This window comes from Arthrobacter sp. ISL-85, from assembly GCF_018613675.1.
Classification (GTDB): Bacteria; Actinomycetota; Actinomycetes; order Actinomycetales; family Micrococcaceae; genus Arthrobacter.
The window spans coordinates 46,233-71,998 of sequence record NZ_JAGGPQ010000002.1; the positions used below are offsets into that span (position 1 = coordinate 46,233).

Annotated in this window: 27 protein-coding genes; 17 read left to right on the top strand and 10 right to left on the bottom strand. The window is 62.0% G+C overall.

Annotated elements, in window-relative coordinates; genetic code table 11:
• Window positions 1-2 precede the first annotated feature (2 nt).
• The 4 genes from J7I84_RS01090 (at window position 3) to J7I84_RS01105 (ending at window position 3,636) form a co-directional block, all read left to right on the top strand.
• A complete protein-coding gene (locus J7I84_RS01090) occupies window positions 3-887 on the top strand; it encodes a glutamate ABC transporter substrate-binding protein (protein ID WP_214939457.1) in 885 nt (294 codons plus the stop codon).
• 70 nt (window positions 888-957) lie between these two features.
• Window positions 958-1,605 (top strand): amino acid ABC transporter permease, encoded by a 648-nt coding sequence (locus tag J7I84_RS01095; RefSeq protein WP_214939459.1) that lies wholly within the window; start codon window positions 958-960, stop codon window positions 1,603-1,605.
• Window positions 1,602-2,465, top strand: coding sequence for an amino acid ABC transporter permease (locus J7I84_RS01100; RefSeq protein ID WP_214939462.1), 864 nt, complete (start codon window positions 1,602-1,604; stop codon window positions 2,463-2,465). The genes J7I84_RS01095 and J7I84_RS01100 overlap by 4 nt, the downstream gene beginning before the upstream one ends.
• Window positions 2,466-3,054: 589 nt before the next feature.
• Window positions 3,055-3,636 carry a recombinase family protein gene (locus J7I84_RS01105; RefSeq protein ID WP_214939464.1) on the top strand — a complete coding sequence of 194 codons (582 nt, stop codon included), beginning with the start codon at window positions 3,055-3,057 and terminating at the stop codon, window positions 3,634-3,636.
• A gap of 399 nt (window positions 3,637-4,035) precedes the next feature.
• Here J7I84_RS01105 and J7I84_RS01110 read toward each other — a convergent pair whose 3' ends face one another.
• Complete coding sequence (locus J7I84_RS01110) at window positions 4,036-4,182, bottom strand: hypothetical protein (protein ID WP_214939465.1); 147 nt, start codon at window positions 4,180-4,182, stop codon at window positions 4,036-4,038.
• Window positions 4,183-4,542: 360 nt separating this feature from the next.
• On the opposite strand from J7I84_RS01110, the gene J7I84_RS01115 reads away from it, so the two are divergent.
• From J7I84_RS01115 to J7I84_RS01135, 5 genes are all read left to right on the top strand, one after another.
• Window positions 4,543-4,884, top strand: a complete 342-nt coding sequence (locus J7I84_RS01115) for a hypothetical protein (RefSeq protein ID WP_214939468.1) — start codon at window positions 4,543-4,545, stop codon at window positions 4,882-4,884.
• 214 nt (window positions 4,885-5,098) lie between these two features.
• Window positions 5,099-6,130 (top strand): ATP-grasp domain-containing protein, encoded by a 1,032-nt coding sequence (locus J7I84_RS01120; RefSeq protein ID WP_214939471.1) that lies wholly within the window; start codon window positions 5,099-5,101, stop codon window positions 6,128-6,130.
• Entirely contained in the window at window positions 6,130-7,032 is a 903-nt protein-coding gene (locus J7I84_RS01125; protein WP_214939474.1) for a threonine/serine dehydratase, read from the top strand. Before J7I84_RS01120 ends, J7I84_RS01125 begins: the two co-directional genes overlap by 1 nt.
• Entirely contained in the window at window positions 7,029-7,658 is a 630-nt protein-coding gene (locus J7I84_RS01130) for a hypothetical protein (protein WP_214939477.1), read from the top strand. Before J7I84_RS01125 ends, J7I84_RS01130 begins: the two co-directional genes overlap by 4 nt.
• An 11-nt stretch (window positions 7,659-7,669) precedes the next feature.
• On the top strand, window positions 7,670-8,338 hold the full coding sequence (locus J7I84_RS01135) for a M15 family metallopeptidase (RefSeq protein WP_214939480.1): 669 nt from the start codon (window positions 7,670-7,672) through the stop codon (window positions 8,336-8,338).
• Window positions 8,339-8,508: 170 nt separating this feature from the next.
• Here the strand turns inward: J7I84_RS01135 and J7I84_RS01140 are convergent, their stop codons facing one another.
• The 9 genes from J7I84_RS01140 to J7I84_RS01180 all read right to left on the bottom strand — a co-directional run bounded on the left by J7I84_RS01140 (window position 8,509) and on the right by J7I84_RS01180 (window position 17,155).
• Window positions 8,509-8,829 carry a hypothetical protein gene (locus J7I84_RS01140; RefSeq protein ID WP_214939481.1) on the bottom strand — a complete coding sequence of 107 codons (321 nt, stop codon included), beginning with the start codon at window positions 8,827-8,829 and terminating at the stop codon, window positions 8,509-8,511.
• Complete coding sequence (locus J7I84_RS01145; RefSeq protein WP_015062035.1) at window positions 8,829-9,461, bottom strand: AAA family ATPase; 633 nt, start codon at window positions 9,459-9,461, stop codon at window positions 8,829-8,831. Before J7I84_RS01145 ends, J7I84_RS01140 begins: the two co-directional genes overlap by 1 nt.
• Before the next feature lie 395 nt (window positions 9,462-9,856).
• The gene (locus J7I84_RS01150) at window positions 9,857-10,924 is read right to left on the bottom strand and encodes an IS110 family transposase (protein WP_214939484.1); all 1,068 of its coding nucleotides are present in this window, start codon (window positions 10,922-10,924) and stop codon (window positions 9,857-9,859) included.
• A gap of 590 nt (window positions 10,925-11,514) precedes the next feature.
• Window positions 11,515-13,125 (bottom strand): hypothetical protein, encoded by a 1,611-nt coding sequence (locus J7I84_RS01155; RefSeq protein WP_251045894.1) that lies wholly within the window; start codon window positions 13,123-13,125, stop codon window positions 11,515-11,517.
• A gap of 390 nt (window positions 13,126-13,515) precedes the next feature.
• Window positions 13,516-13,746, bottom strand: a complete 231-nt coding sequence (locus tag J7I84_RS01160; protein WP_155854532.1) for a hypothetical protein — start codon at window positions 13,744-13,746, stop codon at window positions 13,516-13,518.
• Window positions 13,747-13,814: 68 nt separating this feature from the next.
• Complete coding sequence (locus tag J7I84_RS01165; RefSeq protein WP_214939487.1) at window positions 13,815-15,254, bottom strand: chromosome partitioning protein ParA; 1,440 nt, start codon at window positions 15,252-15,254, stop codon at window positions 13,815-13,817.
• Between the two features lie 6 nt (window positions 15,255-15,260).
• Complete coding sequence (locus tag J7I84_RS01170; protein WP_214939490.1) at window positions 15,261-15,776, bottom strand: hypothetical protein; 516 nt, start codon at window positions 15,774-15,776, stop codon at window positions 15,261-15,263.
• Window positions 15,773-16,855 carry a CHAP domain-containing protein gene (locus J7I84_RS01175; RefSeq protein WP_214939493.1) on the bottom strand — a complete coding sequence of 361 codons (1,083 nt, stop codon included), beginning with the start codon at window positions 16,853-16,855 and terminating at the stop codon, window positions 15,773-15,775. Before J7I84_RS01175 ends, J7I84_RS01170 begins: the two co-directional genes overlap by 4 nt.
• Before the next feature lie 30 nt (window positions 16,856-16,885).
• The gene (locus tag J7I84_RS01180; RefSeq protein WP_214939496.1) at window positions 16,886-17,155 is read right to left on the bottom strand and encodes a helix-turn-helix domain-containing protein; all 270 of its coding nucleotides are present in this window, start codon (window positions 17,153-17,155) and stop codon (window positions 16,886-16,888) included.
• A gap of 167 nt (window positions 17,156-17,322) precedes the next feature.
• Here J7I84_RS01180 and J7I84_RS01185 point away from each other — a divergent pair, with 167 nt between their 5' ends.
• Genes J7I84_RS01185 through J7I84_RS01220 form a run of 8 tightly spaced genes read left to right on the top strand, consistent with a single transcriptional unit; the run spans window position 17,323 to window position 25,643 of the window.
• Entirely contained in the window at window positions 17,323-17,916 is a 594-nt protein-coding gene (locus tag J7I84_RS01185) for a DUF6668 family protein (RefSeq protein ID WP_311381034.1), read from the top strand.
• Between the two features lie 14 nt (window positions 17,917-17,930).
• A complete protein-coding gene (locus tag J7I84_RS01190; RefSeq protein WP_009358107.1) occupies window positions 17,931-18,218 on the top strand; it encodes a hypothetical protein in 288 nt (95 codons plus the stop codon).
• A gap of 12 nt (window positions 18,219-18,230) precedes the next feature.
• The gene (locus tag J7I84_RS01195; protein ID WP_214939502.1) at window positions 18,231-18,956 is read left to right on the top strand and encodes a hypothetical protein; all 726 of its coding nucleotides are present in this window, start codon (window positions 18,231-18,233) and stop codon (window positions 18,954-18,956) included.
• Window positions 18,956-20,323: a hypothetical protein gene (locus tag J7I84_RS01200; protein WP_214939505.1), complete on the top strand. Its 1,368-nt coding sequence runs from the start codon at window positions 18,956-18,958 to the stop codon at window positions 20,321-20,323. The genes J7I84_RS01195 and J7I84_RS01200 overlap by 1 nt, the downstream gene beginning before the upstream one ends.
• A gap of 2 nt (window positions 20,324-20,325) precedes the next feature.
• Window positions 20,326-21,837: an SCO6880 family protein gene (locus tag J7I84_RS01205; RefSeq protein WP_214939508.1), complete on the top strand. Its 1,512-nt coding sequence runs from the start codon at window positions 20,326-20,328 to the stop codon at window positions 21,835-21,837.
• The gene (locus tag J7I84_RS01210; RefSeq protein ID WP_214939512.1) at window positions 21,837-23,459 is read left to right on the top strand and encodes an ATP/GTP-binding protein; all 1,623 of its coding nucleotides are present in this window, start codon (window positions 21,837-21,839) and stop codon (window positions 23,457-23,459) included. Before J7I84_RS01205 ends, J7I84_RS01210 begins: the two co-directional genes overlap by 1 nt.
• A complete protein-coding gene (locus J7I84_RS01215; protein WP_214939515.1) occupies window positions 23,459-25,228 on the top strand; it encodes a type IV secretory system conjugative DNA transfer family protein in 1,770 nt (589 codons plus the stop codon). The genes J7I84_RS01210 and J7I84_RS01215 overlap by 1 nt, the downstream gene beginning before the upstream one ends.
• A complete protein-coding gene (locus tag J7I84_RS01220) occupies window positions 25,221-25,643 on the top strand; it encodes a DUF4913 domain-containing protein (RefSeq protein WP_214939518.1) in 423 nt (140 codons plus the stop codon). The genes J7I84_RS01215 and J7I84_RS01220 overlap by 8 nt, the downstream gene beginning before the upstream one ends.
• Window positions 25,644-25,766 lie beyond the last annotated feature (123 nt).

Below are 25,766 nucleotides of genomic sequence, written 5' to 3' on the forward strand. Positions count from 1 at the left end.
ACATGCGCCCCTACAAACTGATCGCGGCCGTCAGCGTTGCCGCCGCCGTCGTTCTCACCGCCACCGCGTGCGGAACCGATAGCCCAAGCCCTGAAGCCAGCGCCGCGCCCGTCGCCCAGAACGTATCGTTCCCGGCCGGCTCCACGATGGACAGCATCGTGAAAGCAGGCAAACTTCGCATCGGCGGACGGTTCGACCACCCCGGCCTGTCCCAAAAAAACCTCACCGGAAACCTCGAAGGATTCGAGGTGGCAATGGTCAACTACGTCGCCGGCCAGCTCGGCCTCAAACAAGACCAGGTCGAATGGACCGAAACCAACTCAGCCAACCGTGAGCAGTTCATCCAGCAGGACAAAGTCGACATGGTCGTCTCCACCCTCTCGATCACCGACAAACGCCAGCAGGTCATCAGCTTCGCCGGCCCCTACGCCCAGGCCCCCTTCGACCTCCTGATCCAGAAGGGCAACCCCAAAGGCATCAAAGACCCGCTCACCCCGGCCGGGACCAAAGTCTGCTCCACCGCCGGCGGCGCCGTCTCGGACTTCATCAGGAAAACCTACCCCGGCGTGAACCTCGTAGAGTTCGATGTCTCCTCCAAGTGCATCGAGGCCCTGAAGAACGGGCAGGTCGACGCGCTCTCCACCCAAGCACCCATCGGCGCGGGCTACGTCGGCGAGGACAAAGACAACCTGGAAATGCTCAACGCAACCATGGGCGACCCGGACTCCTGGGGCATCGGCATCAAGAAGGGCAACACCCAGTTCTGCGAATTCCTGGACAAGGCCCTGACGCAGTTCCAGGCGGACGGCTCCTACCAGAAGGCATGGAACACCTACCTCGGTGCCGCCAAAGAACAGCAGCTCCCCAAACTCATCGCCTGCACCTAGGCGGCCAGGAGCCGGAGCGTGCAGGCACGCTCCGGCCCGTATCCTCCACCTCACCTTCTGAAAGAAACCGATGTCCACGATTATCAACAACCTGGGAATCCTCTGGTCAGGCTTCGCCATGACACTGGCACTGGTAGCCGTGTCATCCGTGGCAGCCCTGGTCCTCGGCACCATCTTGGCCACCTTCCGGGTCTCACCCGTACCGATTCTCCGCACCGCCTCCACCACCTACGTTGAGGTCATCCGCAACATTCCCTCAACGGTCATCTTCTTCTTCGCCCTGTTCGCACTGCCCCAAGTCGATCTCCAGCTGGACTTTTTCGCCGCAGCCGTCACCGCACTAAGCGTCTACTACGCCGCATTCTTCTGCGAAGCCGTCCGCTCCGGCATCAACGCCGTCGCCGTCGGACAACTCGAAGCCGCACGCGCCGTCGGCATGACCTTCGGGATGTCCCTCCGCCTCATCGTCCTTCCCCAGGCATGGCGCAGCGTCATCCCACCCCTGATCAACGTCTTCATCGCCCTGGTCAAAACCTCCGCTATCGCCAGCGCCTTCGGCGTGGCCGAAATGCTCAACGTCATGGAACGCCTCATCAACACCGACGCCACCGCCGTGCTCCCCATCCTGTTCACCACCGCTGTGCTCTACCTGGCCATCACCCTCACCGCTGGCCTGGCCGCCGGACGCCTCGAACGAAAGGTCGCTGTTTCACGATGACCGCTGCAATCTACGACGTCGCCGGCCCCCGCACCCGCCGACGCATCACCTACGGCACCGTCGCCGGCGCCCTGCTGCTCGCCGGGATCGCCGCCGTCGCCATCAGCCGACTGGCAGCCAACGGTCAACTCTCCCCAGAGCTGTGGGGAGTCCTGGCCCGCAAAGATCTCCAGACCCTGCTGTTCAAAGGCCTCGGCGCCACCCTCCAGGTCGCCCTGACTTCCCTCGCTCTTTCCCTCGTCGGCGGTGTCCTGCTCGCCGTCGGCCGCCTCTCGCACCGCCCTTGGGTGCGGGGAGCGGCAAGAGTATGGGTCGAAGTGTTCCGCGGCCTGCCGCTGCTCCTGCTGATCTTCTTCGTCTTCCTCGGCCCCTCCGCGTGGGGCATCCACGTACCCACGTTCTGGGCGCTCGTCATCAGCATCGCTGTCTTCAACAGCGCCGTCATCGGCGAAATCCTCCGCTCCGGCATCCTCTCCCTGCCCAAAGGCCAAGCCGAAGCCGGGTACGCTATCGGACTCACCCGCGGCGCGGCGATGAGGCTCATCCTCATCCCTCAAGGCGTCCGGGTTGTCCTGCCCTCCCTCATCGCCCAGATCGTCACCCTGCTCAAGGAAACGTCCCTCGGGTTCATCATCGGGTACGAAGAACTGCTCCGGAACGGTCGCATCGCCGTCGAATACCTCGGCGGAAAGTACGCGATCCCCGTCTACACCGGCATTGCCCTGTTCTACCTCGTCACCAATCTCATCCTCTCCTGGACCGCCCGCCGCATACAGAAGGGAAAGACCAACCGGTCCATCACCGCCGCCGCGCCCGCTTCCAGTGAAGCCGCCAAGAACGAAGTCACCGTGGACGCTTGAACCGCCCGGAAGCACCTAGCTCCCTAGCTGCCGCCATCAACCAGGCCGGCGTTGATGCAATCGAAGGGCTACCCATAACAGGGACCGCCTTCCTCGCAACGGACTGGACGAAGCTCCAACATGGAGACGTCATCTGGATCCGGCGAAAAGACAGCACAACCAGCACCGGCCGCGTCGACGCAATGACACCCGATGGCTCAGTCCTATGGGTCAGGCCCGGAGGAGCCTCGACCCGCAAAATGCATCACCGCAGTGACGGAGAGCAGATGTGGAGTCTCCGGCAAACGGCCGATAACGCACCGACCATCGACGCCCGACTGCTCGCCCTCAACAGCGCCAACTCTCCCCGCCGCTAGCAATCACTTCCGATGGGTTAAATCCGCAGTCGTCGTCCCTGTGAGCTGCATCGTCGAATCGTCTCGAAACCCTTGGGATACGAGACGTCTCACCGGCTCTGTCTCATGGGATCCTTATTCCTGTGAAATCTCGCGACTTTCTCTAAGCCCGGCGATTCTCATAACTATGTCTCGAAACCTTCTGCTTGAATTGACGTAGTAATAGTTAGTTATGAGACACATCGGAGGCAGGCATGTCGAAACTTATTGGCTATGCCCGGGTTTCGACGCGGCAGCAGTCCACGGACCGGCAGCGAGCGGATCTACTGGCCGCCGGCGTTCGGCGCGATGACCTCTACGTCGACCAGGGTGTCTCTGGAGCGCGGGCGTCGCGGCCCCAGTTCGATCGAGCACTCGATGCGCTTATGGAGGGTGACACCCTCGTCATCACGACTTTGGACCGGCTCGGGCGATCCACGCAGAACATGCTTGCCTTTGCCGACGAACTCCGCAGCAGGGGCGCCGGCCTGCGCGTCCTGAACCTGGGCGGAGGCGACGTCGACACAGCAACACCGATGGGTTCAATGTTGTTCACGATCATGGCCGCCCTCGCGCAGATGGAACACGAGATCAAGCGTGAACGCGTCACGGATTCCATAATCAAGCGAAGAGAAGCAGGCAAGGACCTTGGCGGCCGGCCCCGCCGGGTCACTGATAGTCAGATCAGAAGCGCTGTTCGCCTCGTCAAAGGTGGCGAGCCCGCGGCGCAGGTTGCCCGGGATCTCGGTATGTCCCGAGCGACGTTCTACCGGCGGTCACGAGCGCTTGCCGACTAGCAGGGCGACATTTAGCGCCGTAAAAAGACCGCCATTTACCGCCAACAGTCACAACCATAAGAGTGCGTTTCCGACTTTTCTTGGAGGCAGGCCGAAGGCGGGTCAGAAACGGTCGTTTTTGCAGCACTCCGGCCCTTAGGTGCTTTGAGCAAGGTCGAGGCGGCGCGTAAGCCCACGCCGCACGAATCTTCCTCCACTCCGCATGACCATGAATTTGAATCAACACAGAGTGTCTAAGAAGCCTTTTTCCTACAGAAGGTTCGGTTGTCTGCTCACTCACAGGCGGGCATCGGTTACCTAATGCATTCGCGGAGTTCTCGAAGAGGCAACTTGGGCACTGATGCGAGAAGGGCCGTTCCTGGATGCGGAACGGCCCTTCGTCTCAGAGGTGGGTGCGGACTACATCTGTTCAGGCATGTCACCTCTCAGGACTGCCACCCTTGCCACTATTACTTGAAGCTGGTGTTCGATCTCCTTCCTAAAATCCTCGCGGCTGGGGAGCTTTTTCATCATTTGCATGTGAAGGAGCAAAGCCTCTCTGCTCATGTTCCTTCGAAGGATCGCGCAAGCCTGGCATAGACGGGAGAGGCAAGTTCGCGCACAAGGTGCAGGTTCAGGTTCGTCGTACTCTTCCAATCCGCTTCTCCTTACTTCTTTAACGCAAGATTGTATGCGGCGAAACACAGTGTGGTCTATAGAAGTTCGCAATGTTGATCTACTATCTTCTGTATCTGCATGGGAAGTGGAAGTAACATCCGCAACTTCTGCAACTTCTGCAACTACAACAAGAGGAGCGATTCAAATGTTTAGAGATTCAGCAAGCGACGTGTGCTGCAGCAAGCGCGGACACTACGACTGTGCTCAAGACCTGGAGATGGGTAAGTAGAGAGCACCAAGGAGCATCTGATGCCTGAAACAAAAGAGGGCAAAGTTCAAACCGCTCGGCGAACCACGAAGGAGCCCGCTTCACAACAGGATACGACGGCGCCGTCTCCCGATCAGGAGAGCGCAGCGGACTCTACCGTGCTATCCGTTCGTATGTCACGCAAGGATCTCGAGCTCTTAGACCTTGTGGCTGGCCTGTACGGCAAGAAGAAAACTGAGATAGCCCGTGAAGCGATCGTGAAGGAAGTGCACGCGCTTTCGAGCCCGGAGGCCATTGAAGCCCAGGCGGAGCGCTATAAGCAGGAGTTAATGAGGGAGTACGACAAGATATCTGGGAGGCTTGCCGAACTCGCCGACGCTTAGTGGGGGGTATCCCCGGCTAAGTGCCCAGACAACAATCCAAAGGAGCGCTGCTGCGTCCCCATGCGGGGAGGCGGCGGCGCTCCCTTTTGCAGTCAAATGGCATGAGAATTCCTCTGTACACCTCAGGAAACCACACTGTAGTCTTTTACCAGTTGCTAGCTGGGGGAAGCGCAACTTGTAGTTCATAGAGGAACACGAAAACGAGGAGTCCCCCATGAAAAAAGCTGTTATATATGGTGGCCGCAGTTCAGAGCATGACGCTTCCAAAGCGAGCTTCGCGAATGTCTTAGGCTCCCTCAGAGAGAATGTCATCCCGGATGTCGTCATCTATCTAGACCGTGATGGTCGATTCCACCTCGACGAGGATCCGCAAGTACGGCAAGAGTCGGAACTGCGGCAACTGCCGCTCCTTACCGCACACGAGGCCGCAGCGCTTCTCAGCCGCGCGTGGACTCTCAATCTTCTCCACGGCCAGGAGGGCGAAGACGGGGTGTTTGCAGGCTGGGCCCGTGTCAACGGCTTGCCCGGCTCATGGGGTTCAACCACTGGAGACGCGATCAACATGGCCAAGTGGGCATCCGGTCCCATCGTGGCCTCCATCCTGGGGCAGCGTGGACGTATCCCGGGCACCTTCACTTTCCGGCTCGGCGACGATCTGGACGCCGTGCCGCTGGGTATGCCGCTCATTATCAAACCGGGTTCAAGTGGTGCATCGATCAAAACCTTCGCCGTCGAGGAGTGGACAGCCGACTGCGAAGAACTTGTAGCCGACATTTTCGAGAGTGCCCCGACCGCTCTCGTGCAGGAACGCATCTTCGGCGACGAGTATTCGGTAGGAGTACTCGAACTGGACGGAAAACCAATCGCCTTGCCAGTAGTCGCCATCAACAGCCATGACGGCTTCTACGACCACACCGCCAAGCACAGCGCCGGGCACGCTACCAAAGTGTTCCAGGACAACGCCGTCACGCAACTGCTTCAAGAGCTTGCAATTGAAATCTTCGCTGGCACGGAATGCTTCGGGATGGCCCGCATTGATTTCATCGTTCCGCCCGATGGCGTTCCCGTCTACCTCGAGACCAACACCCTTCCAGGCTTGATGGCGGGATCGATATACCCGGCAATGCTCCGGGAGGTTGGCATGACCATCTCAGACCTAGTTGTCGCCTTGCACGCAGCGGACTCCACCCGCCGCAACCACGAACTCGACGTGAAATTCGCCTACACCATTGAGGAGAACCACTGATGCCAATCATCGAACTCACCAAAACGCCCTTGGTAGCAGTGCCTGGCCGTGCAGCCGGAATTTATGTCAAAGACGAGACCGAGCAACTCACAGGTGCATTCAAAATCCGAGGCGTAAGTGCCAAGCTGCTGCAAGACGCAGGACATGGGCCCGTCTGCACAGCGTCAACCGGAAACCACGGCGCGGCAGTCGCTCAGGTAGCAAAGCTGCTTCGCAGGCAGGCGGTGATCTTTGTGCCATCCGACACGCCACAGGCGAAAACCGAACGCATTGTGCGCTCAGGAGCCACGCTCAGGCTCTTTGATGGCGATTACACCTCGTGCGCCGCTGCCGCGGAGAAATGGGCGCTCAGGGAAGGTGCAACGTATATCCCCTCGTTCGATGACCCCGACATCATCAGGGGACACATGGGCCTTTTCCGCGAAATTATTGAGGAACTGGACGAGGAGCCGTCGTGTGTTTGGGTGCCGGTTGGCGGTGGAGGACTTCTCTCAGCCTCGCTGCTTTCGATGCCATCCCGTACCCGCATTATTGGAGTAGAACTGGAGGGCGCCGACGCGTTACGCCAGTCGCTTGCAGCAGGCCGGCGCTTGACCATAGAAGTGCCACGTGGTGTTGCGGAAGGTCTCTGCGTGCGGCAAGTCGGTGCTCTCCCCTTCCACATCGCCTCGCTCGCCCGAGTTGCGGTAGTCGCCGTCTCCGTCGGCCAACTCGAGGAAGCCGTCCGCGAGCTCTGGTACACGGCTGGTATCCGTGCCGAACTCGCAGGAGCGGCCGCCTACGCTGCCGCATCCAGCTATAGCAGCCGCATCCAGGGCAGCCACGTTGCCGTAGTGTCGGGCGGAAATATCGACCGTGCCCTGTTTGATCAGATCCTTGGAACCACTACGGCGGCCGCATGAGCATCACGCCGCCGCCCTACTTTTCGCAGTTTGCTTCTCCTGAACTCGTCAACAGCTTTCTCGCCGAGCCTAGCAGCACGCTTAGTGATCCTCGTTGGGCCGAGTCCGGTTGGCTAACAAGAGAGGAATACGCCTTTTGGGCATGGCAGACCTGCGGCGTGGCTTGCCTGCAATCTCTTCTCACAGCGCAAACCACCACAACTCCTACGGCCGCAGCTCTAACGAAGGATCTTCTTGAAAACGGCGCCTACCGTCTTGATCAAGCGCTCGGCACCACAACCGGGCTCATTTATGAACCCTTTGCAACCTATGTCTGGGCGCGCTGGAGGGTGTCAGCGCAGGTTCGAGGGCGACTGCCCGTCGAGGACTTGAAAAGGGAACTGCTGCCAACAGGCAGGGTGGCAATCGCCTCCGTTCACCCCTCCATTCGACAACTTTCAGGCACCCCTCGTTCGACCCTAAAAACCTCCGGGGGCCACCTAGTCCTCGCCTTCGGAACGGACTCCGAAGGGATCAGTTTCCACAACCCCTCCGGCTACTGGCCTGACACCCAGGCGATGGTCAAGTTGCCGTGGGAACAATTCGCTCTGGTCTACGCCCGCCGGGCGATCCTAATCCAGCTATGAAGGAGATGATCATGTCCACTACAGCAGTCGAGCCCGGCTCTTCCGAACTGATCGAAGTGTGGGATGTCCCCCATTCCGCCGAATACCACCACCAAGGCCGGCCAGGCACTCGACCAGAGCTTTACCTTCACTATCGGGTCGCTGCCCAACTTCGCCGAGCACGCCAGCGGCTGAAAGAGTTCTGTACACGTGGACGGAACTATGACCTTCTCGTATGGGACGGTTTCCGTTCCGAAGAGGCCCAGCAGAGCATCTTCGAGGAATACAAAGCCAGTTTGATGACCAAACATCAACTGAACTCAATTGATGCGCACAAAGCTGCTCTGACGTTCGTAAGTGACCCGTCCTCGGTATTTCCCCACGGCACCGGGGGCACGGTGGACCTGACACTGACAATCAACAGTGAACCGGCAAATATGGGAACAGGTTTCGATGAATTCACCAACCAGGCGCACAGAGACTGGTACCTTCACAATCCTCCAGTGGATCAGCAAGCGTGGGAAGCACATCGGAACAGGATCCTACTGAACCGAGCAATGAGAAGCGCAGGCTTTATTGGGCTGGACGACGAATGGTGGCATTTCGAATGGGGCACTCAGCGGTGGGCCAAATCCCTAAAACACGACGTGATGCTGGCATCCACCCTCAGCTACCCCCCGGTTACGGAACCTGCAGCGTAGGACGCCAAGCCGCCGGAGTCTGGCAGAACAGTTGCCACGTACAAACAACTTTCACTCAAGAGTCCCAAGGACACATCCTGTTGAAACTCAAAAGCTGCCCATAGAGCATTCCGGTGCCACAACTGCCATCAGTTTGCTATCAAACTAATAGCAGACCAATAGCATTCGTTTTACTCATAGCTGTCGCGAACCTGCTCGAGGCCGATCCTGAGGGCACGCAACGCCATCGGATGCTTCTTGCGACCCTCAAGCCTTGCCACAACCGCGAGCAAATCCATGAGTTCGCGGTCCTCGTCGAAACGAAGCAGCATCGTCCTGGCGCTCCCTTTGTCCCTCGAATCACTCAGCGTCGGCGTGACGCTCGGCCTAACCGGAATCCCGCGATCAACGCTGGCAGCCGACGAGCTCAGCAGTGGTTCGGCCGCGTTACCGAAGGCCTCGATAGCCTCGTCCCTAGCCTGTTCGGAGGCGGACCGTTTCTTGATTGCCACTACCCCATCAACTCCTCTACCAAACCACGGATTTCCCTTGCCGCCTTAGGGTTCTTCCACTCAACAACTCCAAGCCCCTCCCCCACTACGTCCCGATAAGCCTTGCGCTCATACAAGACGGTTCGCAGTGGTTCGATACTCGGATAATCGGATAGGTAATCTCTGGCGTCACCGCTTTCGGACTCGAACGCGTTAGTCGATACACGTGTAAGCGCTCCCCTTACACGCAACGAGGGATTGAAGTCACGGGCAGTTTCGATCAACCTATCCACTGTCGCAAGTGTGTCGAGATCGAATTGGCTCGATTGCGTCAGGATCAACAATTGATGGGCGGCAGTCATGGCCGTGCGCATCTCCTTGCTGTCCTTCCCTGCCACATCAACCAGGACTACGTCGTAGCTCGTATCGAGTTCACGCAATGTCTCGTGCAGACTGCCGAGTTTCTCTACGACAAATATTCGGGGTTCATGCCCAGCCTCTTCTCGGTCCACCGCCCAGCGTGCAGTAGATCGCTGTCGGTCGCCATCCACCACTGCTATCCGCATCCCTCGCTTCGCCAGCTCGACGGCAAGGTTGGTTACAACCGTGGACTTGCCTACGCCGCCCTTTTCACTACCCACCACAATGATCATGCCTTCAACCTAACGCCACGGCTGATAGCAAAGGGCTAGCGACACGCTATGTTATTGCTAGCAGTATCAAATCGATATCACTTTGATACTGCAGTCGCCGCGCTGGGCCACCTTGGTAGCAAAAACTAGCGCTTCAGTTTCAGGACGCTAGCAATTTAAAAGTAGTAGCAAACTCCGCAGAGTGGCCAACCGTCGGGTATCGCTAGCATCTAGATAGCACTTAGATAGCAGTTGCATAGCAGTTGGGTAGCACTATAAAAGTGCTATTGAGTGCTATTCGCATTCGGGGGCCAGTCGGGGGAGTCCGGTCTGAACTCGTCATCCTTGGCGGCCCTTGAGCGGATGCTCTCTCGTTTCCACAGGAATCTGCTAGCAATCCGACTCTTCTATGTCTGTCAAGCGGCATTCGAAGTGCAGGAGGCGTTGAGCGTACGGTGTACGCGTCGGGCCAGGTAGCGCTTGATGCATCGACGGATTTCCCTATTTGTGTGGCCTTCTGCCCGCCGCTTCTCGACGTATTTCCGGGTCTCGGGATCGTGGGCCATTTTGGTGAGCGCGACCATGTGTAAGGCGCGGTTCAGGCTTCTGTCGCCCCCGCGGTTCAGGCGGTGGCGGACGGTGTTTCCTGAAGACGCAGGGATCGGGTTGACGCCCGCCAGGGAGGCGTAGGCGGCCTCGTTTCGAACCCGCCCGTGGTGGGACCAGGTGGCGAGGCAGGTCGCTGCAGCGACGGGCCCAAAGCCCGGTTCCTGAAGCAGGGGCGCGGCCTCGCTGATCTGCACCAGCTCGGTCAGTTGGTTCTCGTTGGATTTGAGCTGTTTATCGAGTTCGAGGACACGCCTGGCCAGGCGCACCGCCTCGGCGCGGGCAATGGACAGGGAGAGCTCCTCCTCGCGCGCACGCCACCGCGAGACGTCAGTGATCTGCCCGCCTGAAAGAGGCTTCCGGGCGTCCATTCCCAAAACGTGTGTGCGCAGCAGCGCGGTGAGCGCGTTGGCCGAGCGGGTCCGCTCGGTGCTCATCGCATCGCGTGCCGTGATCAGGATCCGCAGGGCTTGACGGACCCCGTCGTTCACCCTGGGCCGGCGCAGCTTCTCCAGCGGCAGCGGCAGCACGGCCGCGCCGATCCGGTGGGCGTCCAGGGCATCGGACTTCCCAACGCCGCGGCGCTTCCTGGCATCCATGCGTGGTGCCTCGGCGACCGGGAAGCCCTCGGCGGCAACAGTGCCGGCCAGGACAGCCCCGTAGGATGCGGCACCTTCGATGACCCAGAGCGTGTCAGCGTCTGCCCCGGTACGGCGGGCGACCCAGGCGATGGCCCTGCTGATGCCGGCAGGCGTCGTGGGAAACTCCCGAGTATCCAGCAGCTCGCCGGTCCCGGCGGCGAGGACGGCGTAAACATGATTCCGGGCGTGGGTATCAACCCCCACGACAAACGGGTGGGAATGCGCAACGATAGACATGGCGGTGCAGCACCTTTCCTCAGCCATGGACAAGGTCCGGCCGCTAAAGGCCGGTACCGGTCCGGGTAGGAATCACATCGGAACAGCACTGTGACGAGTCACGCGCTCAACAACGCGGACAATCTTCTGATCAAGTCACCGAAGTGGGCCGGACAGGTACCGGCCAACCACCCCGACGGAAGGACAAGTCGGACGCAAGACACTAATGGTCATAGTTTCTTTGAGTCACAACCACCGAGGCGGACGGGCCGATACCATCCTGCCAGCCAGTCCCAGACCAGCTGCTGATAAGACTCACAGATAGTTTCTTGCTACAACTATAAAGTCGCCGCTACATCATGATGCGAGCTGAGGCTGATAGCGAAAAGCCAACTTCTCTTTAGCAGCGTCATCGTAAACGAAAACCCATGTTAAAAGTCCACCACAGGATAGGAAAAGTGGGGCCAGCCACCTCCGAAAAGCTACACCACTGCTAGCAGACTGATAGCAAAAAGCTAGCAACTAAGGCCTTTATCGCTTAGCTAGTTACCAAATCGGCTGCGTGTCATCATCAGAACCGCTGGATACGCACCACCGATGACCCTACAGACCTAAGCGGGTTGACGGCGCCACCACATGGCCGCATCATCCGGGGGAAGCCAGTAGTCATCCCTCTCGGGATCATGCATTTCGGCCTCAACGATCGAATCGGGAGTCCTAAACCTGTCCAGGTACGCATGCCAGGCAGCGCGTTCAAACCGATGTCGGCGTATATGTTCCTGATAGTCCTCGAGTACTCCCAGCCGCGCCGCTAATGCTCTGAGACTGATATTGGTGATCCTCCAAGCACGTCCTTGTCGTTGGATCATGCCGAGGGCCTCCATCTCCACTAGTGCGGCTGAGCATGCATTGCGGCTGACACCGGTAGTACGTACAAGATCTGCAGTGGTGGGGGAGTGGCGGCCCCGCTCAATTGCTTCGTACACCAATGCTGTAGCATCCCCGAGCGCTCGGAAAACCGGCCTGACAGCGTGGATTTTTCCTTTTCGCCAGGTCAGTTCCCTGGCGAGCTGTTGGTACTGCTGAGGCAGTTGAATGAGGTAGACGTCGGCAGCTTTATGCCGTGCGTCTGCAACTTTGGTCAAGATGCCATCTGAAGCACTTACAAGCACGGGGAGAAGCCTCGCAATGGTCACGTGGTGCTTGCCCATGGCAGCAGCCAGCGTGCGGCATCCGACGTCGAGAATGTCCGTTTCCTTAGCTCTCATGTAGCCGAGTAGTCCACGAATCAGAAGACGGAGACTGAGACCTTGCCGGCCTTTAGCTTGCAGTCTGTGGTCGAGGACTGCGTACAGAACATTTTCCAGATCGTTCACGAGCTGGTGCACACCAGCGCTGCTAAGTTTCCCTGCCCCCCCTGTGATTTGGGTGAGGCTTGTGTTGTTAATAGGGGCACTCCTTTTCCCTTGTTTACGGGAGTCTCGTTTCGGGTGAGCTCGGTTGGAGGTGAATGCCTGAGCTTTAGCCCACTCAACGGGCAGAAGCCGTGCACGGCGTTCCGAGGAGCCGTAGAGGGCCGCCAGCCCTAGGAACTGGCCGGCGAGCTCGTTCTCGACGTGCTGAAGGGACCAGCCGCAAGCGCTGAAGTGATTCAGGACAGCCATTCGAGCCTCGGACGGGCTCTTATACCTGGCCGTGTCATAGAGGCCAGTCCGTGCCACCCTGCGCAGCGGAGACTCACTAGCTTTGGTGGTCAGTGAGAGCTGCTGCAATGACCCGGCACGCAGCGCGGCCACAGTCTTGGCAGCCCTGGCTTTGAGTGCACGTTTCCGGGTTAGCTCTGGAGCCAGAGCTGCCCGAAGCTCCCTTAGCGCAGAGGCCGGGTTGCGGCGGCGCAGGATGTCGTAGGCCTGAGAGAGTGGCGTGACTAAGGTTTGGTGGCCGCCGGCCTTGTGCACCGATCCAGGGACACGGATACATCCGTCCGTGACGTTCTGGTGCGGACTCGGGTCCAGGCTCGTCGCCGTCAACGCCAGCGCTTCCACCAGCTCCCTAGCTTCGGCTGCATCCATACGGTCCCGCAGCGGGATGTAAAGGTGCCGGCCGCCACTGGGGGAGAAATCCTCAACAAAAAGCACCCCGCATGACGACAACAAGCGGCCTAACCGGGCAGTGTCCGCATCAACCACACCCTTAAGCGCCTTGGATGTATCAAAGTCCAAGCACAACGTGGCAACACTGCCATCCGGCCCATGCACCATCACCGCCGCAGGACGCTCCGGAAGCGACCGCGTAATCTTCTGCGTCTCCCGCGGTCGCGGGTACTGGAATCGCGAACCAACCCACCGACCTAAGCGGTATGAAGGTGCACCAGCAATCAGCGGAGCAAGGCTCCATGCATCTTCTGGCTTCACATACGGCGCGACACCCATAAGGGCATGCGTTGACGCCGATACCGGTTCCGGTACCATGGTGTGCAGTAGTTCCTTTCGAGGTAACACAAATGGCACCCACAGCGTGGGTGTTGTCAAAAGTTCAGATCGTGTCCCGCCAAGAACTGGATCTGGACTTAATGCTTCCGAGAAGGCCCGCCTAGTGCGGGCCTTCCTCTTTTAAGAGGCGATACGGCCGATAGGCAGTTCCTCCTGGCCGCTAACGAATGTCATGTCGATAGCGGCGAGCTTTTCAGCAACGGCGTGTGCGATGAACTCACTAGCCGACTGCCCTTGGTGATCTGCAACAGCGAACAACTTTTCTGCGTCTGCAACGGGGAGCCGGGTAGTCAGAACATGACGGTCCCCTTTTGAAGGGCGTCCTCCGCGTGCGCGTTTCTGAATTGCCATGTCCCTCACGTTAGTTTCTGAAACGCTGGGGACTGGACATAAAGTACGGCGTGTCGGCTTCATCTCTTTTAGAAGCCTTTTACGACGGCGGCGGCTGCGGCGAGCCAGGCTCGTTGGGTTGCGGGCTGGAGTGCGTCGTAGCGGATGGGGCCGTTGACCAGGGCGGGGTCGTAGGGGATGCGGACGACAGCGCGCACGTGCGGGGTGAAGCCGTCTGCAATCCTGCGGGCTTCGTCTTTGGCGCGTTTGAGCGCGTCGCCGCTCATGCTCCGCTTGGCGTCGGTGGATTCGGAGACGATGACGACGGCGTTCCGTGCTAGTTCGGCGTCGTGCCCGCCACGGGATTCGAGGGTTTGGAGGGTCAGGCGTGCGGCTTCTGCGCGGTCTTCGATCGCGGTGACTGGGACGACCAGCTGGTTGGTGTGGTGAATCATGCGGCGCCAGTTGGCCGCCCGGGCGGTGTTGCCTGAGTCCATGACGATGAGCCGGTAGTAGCGGGTGAGTACTTGGTGGGCGATATCCACTTCCTCGGCGGTGACTTCGTGGTCACCCTCGTCGTTTTCGTCTGAGCGAAGGACATCGAACTTGTCCGAGGTCTGGTGGTGGACGAACTGGGCGATCTCTGCAGCCTGAGCGCTGGGGGAGAGCAGTGCCTGGGATGAGTCGATAAGATCCAGGACGCTGTTGTCATGGCCGCCCTTCTCAGTACGCCAACCGAGAGTGCCCTGGGATTCGTTGTTGTCCCAAGCGACGGTCGCTGCGCCGCTGTAGCGGGCGAGGATGGCCGAGAGCATGACGACGGTGGGCGTCTTGTTCGCCCCTCCCTTGCGGTTGACGACAGCCACGGTGCGGGGCCCGGGCCAGTGCTGGCTGACGATGCGGATGTCTTCTCGTTCGGCGAGCTCTTCGGCAGATGGGTCCATGCGGAAGCCGATGCGGCTCAGGGCACCGCGCCAGCCGCGCGTGGCCGGCTGGAGAACGGGGGCGCTGATGAGGAACGAGGTGTCTTTGAGGCTGCGCCGGGTGGCCGGTTCCGCAGCGGCCGACTCAGTAGCCTGCGCGGGTTGCTGTGCCTGGGTAGCGGCTGCACCGAAAGTCACCGGCACAGCACCGGCGGGATGAGCCGGCACTTCTTCGGACGGAGTGGCAACAGGAACCATCGCAGGGGCGGCCGCGGCCAGGGCGCTGGCCGCGGCCGCCGGTGCGACCTTAGCGGGCAAGGTGTCCTCCCGTCGGGAGGCGGTCTTGGTCGGCCCGGCCTCGCTGACGACACCTTCGGGGGAGACGATGATGTGGCCTTGTCCGTCCGGGTCGGTGGTGCTGACCTGGACAGGTCGGCCGAGCTGGGCAGCGGTCTCGGTGATGAGGAGCAGCGCCTGGCTCAGGACGGCGGCTTCGTCATTGGCCTCGATCGCGTGGGAGGTCCCGTTGATGGTGACTTCACCGGTGCCGTTGGTGCGGAGAACGGCGTTGATCTTGGGGAAGTCGAGTGCTTGGGTTTCCATCATCTGTCCTTACTTTGTGCCGTTCGGGGGTGTGAATCGGTTGACCTGCCAGGGCTTGTCGGCGGCGCTGCGGAGCAGCTGCAAGTCGTAGTCGCCGGCGTCGGTGGGGAACACGACATGGCAGCCGAAGCCGTTGTTCTCATCGATCTTCAGTTGGCCGGGTCCGGTGACCTTTGTGGCCGGGATGTTGGCGGGGTCGACGTATTGGTAGTCGGCGGCGGCTTGGGCGGTGAGGACCTGGCCGAGGTCCTGGATCCATTCCTTGTCCGTGACGGCGGGGCGGGCGTAGAGCGTCATGGCCTTGGTCGCGGTGTCCAGCCCGGTTGTTTTGCTTGCCTCGTCCCAGGCGATGCCCAAGGTGGCCGGGGCGAGGCCGCCGGGGGCTTGGGGTTTGCCGCCTGCGCTGAGCGTGGCCGCTGCGGTGGTGGACGTGCCGGGTGCCGGTTCCGCAGGCGTGATGCTGGCCGCCGGCGCGCACGCGGTGCACAGGAGTAGGGCTGTGAGGGCTGTTAGGGTGCGTTTCATGGTTCCTCCGGTGTGTTGCTGCCGGGCAGGTAGAGAAAGGCACTCGGTGTGCCGTTGTGGACAGTGCGGGTGTAGTAGGTGTGGTCGTTCGGGGCGGGGTTGCCGTTGTAGCCCTCTTCGAGGAAGCTGCCGTCGCCGTTGACGGCTTTGACGATTCCGACGTGGCCATAGGTGCCGTCGGCGCCGCCCGTACCGGGGGAGTACCAGACGACAGCGCCAACACGTGGCGTGGTGCCGGTGGGCCAGCCTTTGGCGTCCCAGCCGTCCTTCCACGTCAGGGCAGACCCGAGGAGGGCACCGTCGGGCCGGAAGGTGCCGTTCAGGACCTTGTAGGGGGCGGCGGTGCTGCCGAGCTGCTGGTTGACGCGCCAGAGGGCGAAGTCAACGCACTCACGGTTGAACATGCCCAGGGGAGAGGGCTGGTACACCTGGGATGCGCGCCACGGCAGGTCATCGCCTTTTCCGGATTCCCCGGGGATGCCGCAGGAACTTGTCCCTCCGGTATCGGTGATCTTGGTGTCGCCCAGGGCCGCCACGACTTCCACGGCTGCAGGCCAATAGGTCTGGTAGTGGAACGGGTCGGCGTTGCGTTGGACCCTGTGCGCGGCAGTGGTGGGTTCGAGCTGTTCCCAGCCGCTGATCTTCTTCAGGGCGGTGAAGAAGTTAGTGGCGGAGACCGTGGGGTTCATGCGGTCTTGGTAGGTTCCCCAGGCGCTGTTGTCGCGCTGTTGGAAAAGGCCGCGGGAGTCCGGGCCGGGACCATCACCGTGGTCTATGACGCGCAGGCCGGACTCTCCCATGGCGGTCATGACGCCTATGGTCTGGGCCCTGGCCGATAGGCCCATGGCTTTGCCGGCGTTGATGATCAGGGCGGCATTGCGCAGCTGTTCGCCTTGGTAGCCGGCGATGGCGACCTTGGGCAGCTGGTCCTCGTCAGCGCTGACGCTGCCGCCGGTGGGTGAACAGACGTCGGCATCCGCTTGGGAGCCTCCGCCGAACAGGATGATGGAGAGCACCAGCCCGATGGGTGCGAGGACGGCACCAGCGGCCAGCACAGGCCCGCTCGTTCGTGCTTGCATGTGTCCCCCTCACATCTGTCCTGCTGCGCCTTACGGCTGGTCCTCGTTCACTTCCGGTGTCTGGCCCTTCCTGAGGGTGTTCCGGTTCTCCCAGACCCAGTCTTTGACTTGATCTCTGGCGATTAACCATGTCTTCTCGACTTGGTAGGCAGGAATCACTCCGGTTTGGAGCCAGCGGTACACGGTGTTCCGGGACAGCCCGAAAATTTCTTCGAGGTCCTGAGGCGTAAGACGCTCCGGGTACTTGGCGAAGAGTGCTTCCAGGTACTTGGGGTCCACGATCAGTCCGTCGCACCGCATAGAGCCATCGTAGACCACAAATTGGTACTGTGATGTACTGAAAGTGACTGAAAGGTACTAAAGCTGTTGCTGGGGGTCACTTTTGGCCTTTCGTGTCGGATGGTACCGATACGATCTTTGCGGACATTACAGGGGGATGTGAAATGCCGGTCTCAAAGAATCGCTGGGTGACCTTTGGCGCAGAAACCATTGATGAACCTGTTCCAGTGGACCAGGAACAGCCTTGTTTCATTCCTACGGGGGCTACGAGGCCGCAGCTGAGCGTGCCGCAGCCGGACCTCGCGGACCGGCTTCCCCGAAGGAACGCATCCGGGAGGGAACCGGCTTTCTGGTGGCTTGGCGTCCACGGCGGTGCGGGTGAAACGTCACTTGCACGCCTGGACAAGAACACCAGGGCCGCCGAACATCACTGGCCTTTGACGGCAACCGGAGCCGCTGTGGTCCTGGTGGCCCGTTCCAATATCCCGGGCCTGCGTGCGGCCAGGCTGGCGGCAACTGAATGGGCGTCGGGTTCCCTTCCCGGGATCCAGGTCGCAGGCCTGGTGGTCATGGCCGACACTCCCGGCCGGCTCCCTAAAGAGATCCGCGACTATACCCGCGTCGTTGCTGGGGGAGTGCCGCACGTGTGGCATTTCCCCTGGGTGGACGGATGGCGCTACGGCCACGACGTTCCTCCCGAACAACTTCCCAAGGAAGCCCGCACCGCCCTGGAGCAGGTGCACATCGCAGTAACCGCCACTGCCGGATTCCCGGCCAAGTAGAAAGAAGAAACTTGATGTTGTTCTCCAAGGCCATGGAATGGTCAAGCTTTGCCATCACCGAGATACCGAACCCGGGCACCGGTGAAGCACCTCCCGGCTCTGAAGGGTTGCTGACCATCCTCAAATGGGTCGCATGGATCGTCTTCGGCCTGGCCGTGGCCGGCATCCTGATCACCGCCGGCACGATGATGATTAACAACCGGCGCGGTGAAGGCGGCGAGCACGCCGGCCGCTTGGCATGGGTCCTCGGCGGTTGCATCCTGGCAGCCTCCGCCGGCGGCGTCGTAGGCGCCCTGGTCTAAGGAGCTCAAGCCATGACTGAACCGACAGTGAACGAAGACCAGAACCCGTTGACCAAACCTAAGTTCATCATCTCGGCCGTTGTCGTGGCGATCATTGTCGCGCTCGGGATCATCCTGGCCCTGCTCCCCAAAGGGGGAGGAAACCCGACAGCCGCACCAGGCAATCCCGGATCAACCACGGCCAGCGTCCAACCCAGCGCAACGGCGGCCGCAAGCGTCTGCGGCCTCCCCTCCGGCAACCAGGCCAAACCTGCCACCACGCCCACTGACACCAAATGGGAACTGGTGGGCAAGATAGCCGCGCCAACATCACCAGCACAATTCGGCCCCGGCAAGACCGAAGCCAACGGCCTCCGTTCCTGCTTCGCGCACTCACCAACAGGGGCGCTATACGCCGCGTCGAACGTGGCTGTGTTGTCCGCGACAGGGAAGGCTCGACTCGTCTACGAGCAACTCGCAGTCCCTGGCCCCGAGCGAGATGCACTGCTGAATCAGCCTGAGCCGCAAGCGACATCAGCTGTGACAGCGCAGATCGCAGGCTTCCAGATCCGCTCCTATGATGCCGAGCGTGCAGTGATCGCAATTGCTGCAAAGGGCAGCAACGGTGCGCTGGTTTCCGTTCCTGTTCCGCTCCAGTGGCACGGCGGCGACTGGAAGGTTGTTGTTCCAGCAACCGGGAGCACGGGCGGGGGACAGATAAGTGACTTGTCTGGGTACATTCCCTGGTCTGGTGTGTGATGGCCTGCGAAGGATGGGACGCCTTCAGCATCGGCTGCTATGCAGGATCGGCCATCGAAGATGTCGCCAATGATGCAGTAAAGAACATGGCGAAGGCTATCGCCGAAGCCGTAGGACAGACAGTGCAAACACTGGGCACGTTCTGGATAAACGTGGGAACTCCCGCACTAACGTCAGCTCCGGGTGGGTCCACGGCCAGTGACCCGGTGTTGTTCCTACAGAACAGCCTCTATTTTTGGACGGCTGCCCTTGCCGTGCTGTCCGTCCTTGTGGGGTCGGCAAAGATGGTGATCGAACGCAGGGGCGCACCCTTGCGTGATCTGGCGCGTTCACTTGCGACCTTGATTGTTGTATCCGGCGCGGGCGTGGCGGCAGTTGGTCTGCTGACGGTTGCAGCGGATCAGTTCTCTGCCTGGATCATCAAGAACTCCACCGATGGAACGTCGTTCAACGAGAACATCACGTCCCTGCTGGCGCTTTCGGCCACCAGCCCCATCGGTTCGATCATGATCATCCTTCTGGGATTGATCGCCATTCTGGCCTCCGTAATGCAGATCGTCCTCATGATCATCCGCGGTGGCCTGCTCGTCATCCTGACGGGCATCTTTCCTACGGCGGCAGCTTTTACCAACACCGAAGCCGGCAAGGGATGGTTCCAGAAGTGCACGGCCTGGCTGATCGCCTTCATTCTCTACAAGCCTGCGGCCGCCATCGTCTACGCCACGGCCTTCCAACTGAGCGGCACCAGGATCTTCGGAAACGTGGGTGACGGCAAGGACTTTGGCTCAGCGCTCCTGACAACGGTCACAGGGCTGGCGCTGATGGTCATTGCGTTGTTCGCCATGCCAGCGCTCATGCGCTTCGTTACCCCCATGGTGGGTGCCGTCGCTGGCGGCGGTGGAGCCTTGGCAGCGGGAACAGTCGGCGCACTGGCATCCGGCGCTATCAGCATGGGCAGCGCCGGACGAGGCGGCGGCCCCTCCACCAGCGGGGCGGCCACCAGCAGCACAACGAGCCAGAACCCCGGGTCGCAGGGCCCCTCAGGGACTGGCAGCCAGGGAACGGCAGGAACGTCCGGCACGGCTGGAAAAGCCGGCACCCGGGGCTCGGGAGCCACGGGCGCACAGCCCGGAACTGGCCCGGCAGCATCCACCGGCGCAGGCAGCGCTGCGTCAGACAGTGGAGCTGCAACAAGCGGAGCTGCAGGCAGTGGAGCTGCATCCGGCGGAGCGGCTGCAGGCGGTGCCGCCGCGGCAGCCGGCGCTGGCGGCGTCGCCGTGCTGGCCGCACAGAAGGGCGTTGAAGCCGGCCAAGCCGCTTCCGGGGCGATCAAAGACATGAGCGAAGAATCTACGGGGGGTGCCTGAAAGTGGCAGCTATCGAAAACAACTACAGGGAACCGACCTACGGCAACTGGCGGCGTCCGCGCAAGGCAGGCATCGGAACGCTCGGTGGGCTCGCCACAGCAGGATTGTTTGTTGGCCTGATCATCACGGTGATCTGTTTCTTCGTCGGCGGCTGGTTCCCCGGACTGGTTGCCCTGCTCGTCCTGGGGTTGGCGCTGGCCGTCGTCTCGGTGACCGACAAGCACAACAAGTCCGTAGGGGAGCGGGTCTTCGCCCGCCTGGCGTTCCGCTCGGCACGGCGCAGGAAGGCCAACATCTACCGCTCCGGCCCACTGGGACTGACACCCTGGGGCGAGTTCCAGCTGCCCGGCATCTCTGCCGGGTCCAAACTTTACGAATTCACCGACTCCTATGGCCGCCCGTTCGCATTGATTCACCTTCCCTCCACCGCCCACTACACCGTCGTCTTCGGCACCCAGCCCGACGGGTCGTCACTGGTTGATCCCGAGCAGATTGATGCCTGGGTGGCTAACTGGGGCGGCTGGCTGGCCTCGTTGTCGAACGAACCCGCCGTTGTCGCGGCGTCCGTCACGGTCGAAACCGCCCCCGATTCCGGGGCCCGGCTCCGCCGGGAAGTTGAATCGAACATCCATGACGACGCCCCCGCGATTGCCAAGGCCATGCTCCGGGAAGCCTTGGAGACCTACCCGCAGGGATCGGCCACTATCCGGGCGTGGGTCGCGCTGACGTTCAGCGCGGCTGCCCGGGCAGGCGGCAAACGACGCACCGCCGAAGAAATCGCACGGGATCTCGCCTCCCGGCTTCCCAGCCTGACCGAGCGTCTGGAATCCACCGGCGCCGGCGCGTGCGCGCCGTTGAACGCCCAAGAACTCTGTGAGCTCGTTAGGGTCGCGTACGACCCTGCAGCGGCCCGCCTCATTGACGAAGCCCACTATCAAGGCACACCCGTTGAGCTGAACTGGGGCGACGTCGGACCCTCCGCCCACCAAGCCGACTGGGATGGCTACCGCCACGACTCCGGCCACTCCGTGTCCTGGTCCATGACGGGCGCACCCCGCGGCCACATCCTGGCATCAGCCCTGGCCCGCCTGGTCGCACCCCACGGGGAGATCGCCCGCAAGCGCGTCACCTTGCTGTACCGGCCGATCGAAGCCGGCCGCGCGGCCGCCATCGTGGAGTCCGACCAGACCAGCGCCCTCACCCGGGCCTCCTCAACGAACCGGCCCACAGCCCGCGCCCTGGTCGATGCGCGCGCGGCGCAGGCCACCGCAGCCGAGGAAGCCAAGGGTGCCGGTCTGGTCAACTTCGGCATGGTCGTAACGGCCACGGTGCTGTCCTCCCGTGACCTCGATGACGCCGTGGCCGTGGTGGAGGGCAACCTCGGCCCCTCGGCCCGTCTGCTGCTGCGGCGCGCCTACGGCTCCCAGGATTCTGCCTTCGCCGCGTCCCTGCCATTGGGCCTGGTGCTGCCCAAGCACTTGAAGGTTCCCGAAGAGATCCGCGAGGCCATGTGATGTTCGAAAGCCGTACCAAGCACCAGCGCACACAAGCCTCTGCCACCAAGCAGGCCCCTGCCACGAAGCTCGCGGCCGCGGTCGCCCGCCGCCCGGGCCTGCGGGGCTGGCGCGGCCGCGGACAGGGCGAAGCCGTCTACGTCACGGCAGCGGACGAATGGCGCGGCACCTCCGTCCAGGTTTGCGGTCTGTGGCCGTTCGTGGGCGGGTCCGGCACCCCGATCCTGGGCGTGCCGATCGGCGTGCACACCGACACCGGAGCGCCCTTCGGGGCCGATCCGATCAGCTGGTTCATGCAAGGCATGATCAACAACCCCTCCATGTTCGTCCTCGGCCTGCCGCATTACGGCAAGTCCACACTCGTCCGGCACATCGTTTTGGGCCTGGCAGGCCGGGGCATCAACCCGTTGATCCTCGGTGACCTGAAACCGGACTACGTTGACCTCATCGAAGCCCTCGGCGGACAGGTCATCAGTCTCGGTCCCGGGCGCGGCCACCTGAACGTCCTGGACCCCGGTGAAGCCACCGGCGCCGCCGTCAGGCTCCTCGCCTCAGCCGAAGAACACCGGGCCAAGGCCAACCGGGCCACGGACGAAGCCGCAGCAGGTTCGTTACTGGCGGCAGCAGTGAAGGCTGAGAAGCTGGCCGAACAGCTGATGGCCGACTCGCACAACCGGCGCCTGAACATGATCACGGCGCTGATCACCATCGTGCGGAACGCCAAGCCCAGCGCCCACGAGGAATCCCTGATCGACCGGGCGCTGCACATCCTGGACGAGCGCCTGGACCGCGTGCCCCTGATCGGGGATCTGATCGAGGTCATCAAAGACGCCCCCGACGAGCTCCGGGCCATCGCCCTGGACCGTGGCGACATGAGCCGCTACCTCGACGCGACCGACCAGCTGCGCCAGTCGCTGTACTCCCTCGACGGCTCGGGCCGGTTCTCTGACATGTTCTCCAAACCCACCGACCAGCCGATGGACCTGACCAAACCCGTGGTCTTCGACCTGTCAGGAATCTCCGACACGCAACGGGACATCCAGGCCGCCTGCCTGCTGGCCTGCTGGTCAACCGGGTTCGCGACCGTCCAGGTCGCCCACACCCTGGCCGACGCAGGCCTGGAGCCGCGCCGAAACTACTTCGTCGTCATGGACGAGCTGTGGCGGGCCCTGCGCTCCGGTGAAGGCATGGTGGACCGGGTTGACTCCCTGACCCGCCTGAACCGTACCGAAGGCGTGGGACAGGCCATGATCACGCACACCATGAGTGACCTCGAAGCCCTGCCTACCGAATCCGAACGGATGAAAGCACGCGGATTCGTCGAACGCTCCGGCATGGTCGTCTGCGGTGCACTCCCCGGGGCCGAAATGGAAAAACTCAACAAAGCCGTCACCCTCTCCCGGGCCGAACAATCCCGGCTCATCTCGTGGGCTGACCCGGGGTCATGGACCGACGTCGGTGGATCCCGCAAACGGGTCCGCCCCGGCCTGGGCAAGTTCCTCTTCAAAGTCGGCGGCAGGCCTGGAATCCCCGTCGCCCTCAAGCTGACCAGTGTTGAAGAATCCCTGCATGACACAAATAAACGCTGGACGATCAACCGGAGCGGGGAAGGGGAGAACTGATGGGTGCACCAAGCAGCGGCAAGCGTTCCCGGCTGGACACCGAAACGGTCCTGCTCTGGGTTTGCATCACCGTCGTGGTGCTCGGTGTGGGCTCGGTGACCGGCGCCGTGCATCTGGGATCGCTCCTGTCAGGTGACGGCCAGAAACTCCCTGCCAACCCGTTCGAACTGGTCTTCGGCCTGCTCTCCCACAAGGTCACCTGGCCTGCGGTCTCTACCTGGGTCCTGGTCGGCTTCGGCGTCCTCGCCATCGCCGGCGCCGTCCTCGTGGTCCGTGCCGTGCTGCGCCGTCGGTCCAAGCGTTCCCGCGTGGACGCCGCCGCCCAGCACATGGCCAAAGGCCGTGACCTGCGCGCCCTGAGCCTGCGCGGGGCCACGGCCACCGCCGAACGCCTCGGAGTGAAAGGCTCACCCGGTGTCCCGGTCGGTAAGACGGTTCTGGGTGGGCAGATGGTTTACGGCTCCTGGGAAGACATGCATATCGATATCTGGGGACCTCGCACGGGCAAGACGACCTCCCGGGCCATCCCGGCGATTCTTGCCGCCCCCGGTGCTGCGTTGGTGACGTCGAACAAGCGGGACATCGTGGACGGGACACGCGACGTCCGGGCCGCCGGCGGGCGGGTGTGGGTCTTCGACCCGCAGTCCGTCGCCCTTGAGGAACCCACCTGGTGGTGGAACCCCCTGTCCTACGTCACCGACGAAGTGCGCGCGGCACGTCTGGCCGACCATTTCGCCGCGGGTTCCCGCGGCCCGGACGCCAAAACGGACGCTTACTTCGACCCGGCCGGCCAGGATCTTCTCGCCGGCCTCCTGCTCGCCGCCGCCCTCGACGAACGGCCAATCACGCAGGTTCACACCTGGCTGACCCGTCCCGCCGACGACGAAGCAGTGGACATCCTCAAGACCCACGGCTTCACCCAGACCTCCAACGCCGTCGGCGGCGTCATCAACGCCCCCGAAAAGCAACGCGGCGGCGTGTACGGCACGGCACTGCAAATGGCCTCCTGCCTCACCAACCGCCAAGTAGCCCAATGGGTCACACCCCAAGGTGAGAAGGACGAACGGCCCCAGTTCGAACCCGCAGCGTTCGTCCGCTCCAAAGGCACGCTGTACAGCCTGTCCAAGGAAGGCAAAGGCACCGCCGGCCCGCTAGTGACGGCGCTGACCGTAGCCACGGTCGAAGCCGCCGAAGAACTCGCCGTCCACTCACCCGGCGGCCGGTTGGCCACACCCATGGTCGGTGTCCTGGACGAAGCAGCCAATGTTTGCCGCTGGCGTGAACTACCCAACCTTTACAGCCACTACGGCTCCCGCGGCATCGTCCTGATGACCATCCTCCAGTCCTGGTCCCAAGGCGTCGAAGTGTGGGGCCGGGACGGGATGCGCAAACTCTGGAGCGCATCCAACATCAAGGTCTACGGCGGCGGCGTCGCCGAAGCCGAATTCCTGAACGAGCTCGCGCAGCTCGTGGGGGAGTACCGCTACTCCAACACGACCAGAAGCCGCTCCAAACAAGGCACCTCCTACAGCCACGATGACGACCGCAAAGAACGCACCCTGGACGTCTCGGACCTGGCCGCGTTCCCCCGCGGCCGCGCCATCATGTTCGCCTCCGGCGCCCCCGCCGCCCTGCTAGAAACGGTGCCCTGGATGAGCGGTCCCCAAGCTGGCGCGGTGCGGGCCTCCATCGCTACACATGATCCCGCTAACAAGCCGGCGGCCGCGGCCGGGAACCGGTGGATCGCCGCAGGTGCCTCCAATGAGTGAGGGCATGGGGGAGTGGGACGACGAGATCGAAGACACCACAACCCCCACCGAGCCGGCTGAGGAGAACGAGGACGCACCTGAGCTGTTCTACCCAAACGTCGCCGAATTCGTCCGCATGAAGCTGGCCACCAGCTACCGTCGACAACTCAACGTCCAGGGAGGGGTGACTTGGTGCCCGCAGTGGTGGAAGCACGCGGAAGCGATCAGCCGCCTCGAAGCGCTCTGGCGGGCCTGGGAATTCCTGCGGCTCGACGGAACCACAGGAATGAGCGTGTGGTGGCGCGACCACGCAGACCACCACATGTCCGTCCTGCTCTCAACAGATGGGCCATTCAAGGGCTGCACCCCGGACGACGGCCACCGCGCCAAACTCACCCCTCTACCCTGCGAGGACCCGCCCCCGGGGCTCTTCTAAGCCGGCTGTTGTCAGCCGACGCTCGAGGTGATCACGCAGGCTGTCCATGGTTGGGGTCAATCCAGGTTATCCACGGCTGGAAATCGGGAGCCATCGGGAAAGCTCCCCTAACAGCAGCAGCGG

Coding starts and splice junctions, on each gene's coding strand:
- J7I84_RS01160 (WP_155854532.1), bottom strand. CDS start 13,746: ATGGCAATTCAGAAACGCGCACGCGGAGGACGCCCTTCAAAAGGGGAC.
- J7I84_RS01220 (WP_214939518.1), top strand. CDS start 25,221: ATGAGTGAGGGCATGGGGGAGTGGGACGACGAGATCGAAGACACCACA.
- J7I84_RS01115 (WP_214939468.1), top strand. CDS start 4,543: ATGCCTGAAACAAAAGAGGGCAAAGTTCAAACCGCTCGGCGAACCACG.
- J7I84_RS01135 (WP_214939480.1), top strand. CDS start 7,670: ATGTCCACTACAGCAGTCGAGCCCGGCTCTTCCGAACTGATCGAAGTG.
- J7I84_RS01190 (WP_009358107.1), top strand. CDS start 17,931: ATGTTGTTCTCCAAGGCCATGGAATGGTCAAGCTTTGCCATCACCGAG.
- J7I84_RS01165 (WP_214939487.1), bottom strand. CDS start 15,254: ATGATGGAAACCCAAGCACTCGACTTCCCCAAGATCAACGCCGTTCTC.
- J7I84_RS01175 (WP_214939493.1), bottom strand. CDS start 16,855: ATGCAAGCACGAACGAGCGGGCCTGTGCTGGCCGCTGGTGCCGTCCTC.
- J7I84_RS01150 (WP_214939484.1), bottom strand. CDS start 10,924: ATGTCTATCGTTGCGCATTCCCACCCGTTTGTCGTGGGGGTTGATACC.
- J7I84_RS01145 (WP_015062035.1), bottom strand. CDS start 9,461: ATGATCATTGTGGTGGGTAGTGAAAAGGGCGGCGTAGGCAAGTCCACG.
- J7I84_RS01200 (WP_214939505.1), top strand. CDS start 18,956: ATGGCCTGCGAAGGATGGGACGCCTTCAGCATCGGCTGCTATGCAGGA.
- J7I84_RS01125 (WP_214939474.1), top strand. CDS start 6,130: ATGCCAATCATCGAACTCACCAAAACGCCCTTGGTAGCAGTGCCTGGC.
- J7I84_RS01090 (WP_214939457.1), top strand. CDS start 3: ATGCGCCCCTACAAACTGATCGCGGCCGTCAGCGTTGCCGCCGCCGTC.
- J7I84_RS01095 (WP_214939459.1), top strand. CDS start 958: ATGTCCACGATTATCAACAACCTGGGAATCCTCTGGTCAGGCTTCGCC.
- J7I84_RS01170 (WP_214939490.1), bottom strand. CDS start 15,776: ATGAAACGCACCCTAACAGCCCTCACAGCCCTACTCCTGTGCACCGCG.
- J7I84_RS01215 (WP_214939515.1), top strand. CDS start 23,459: ATGGGTGCACCAAGCAGCGGCAAGCGTTCCCGGCTGGACACCGAAACG.
- J7I84_RS01105 (WP_214939464.1), top strand. CDS start 3,055: ATGTCGAAACTTATTGGCTATGCCCGGGTTTCGACGCGGCAGCAGTCC.
- J7I84_RS01180 (WP_214939496.1), bottom strand. CDS start 17,155: ATGCGGTGCGACGGACTGATCGTGGACCCCAAGTACCTGGAAGCACTC.
- J7I84_RS01210 (WP_214939512.1), top strand. CDS start 21,837: ATGTTCGAAAGCCGTACCAAGCACCAGCGCACACAAGCCTCTGCCACC.
- J7I84_RS01130 (WP_214939477.1), top strand. CDS start 7,029: ATGAGCATCACGCCGCCGCCCTACTTTTCGCAGTTTGCTTCTCCTGAA.
- J7I84_RS01120 (WP_214939471.1), top strand. CDS start 5,099: ATGAAAAAAGCTGTTATATATGGTGGCCGCAGTTCAGAGCATGACGCT.
- J7I84_RS01195 (WP_214939502.1), top strand. CDS start 18,231: ATGACTGAACCGACAGTGAACGAAGACCAGAACCCGTTGACCAAACCT.
- J7I84_RS01110 (WP_214939465.1), bottom strand. CDS start 4,182: ATGAGCAGAGAGGCTTTGCTCCTTCACATGCAAATGATGAAAAAGCTC.
- J7I84_RS01100 (WP_214939462.1), top strand. CDS start 1,602: ATGACCGCTGCAATCTACGACGTCGCCGGCCCCCGCACCCGCCGACGC.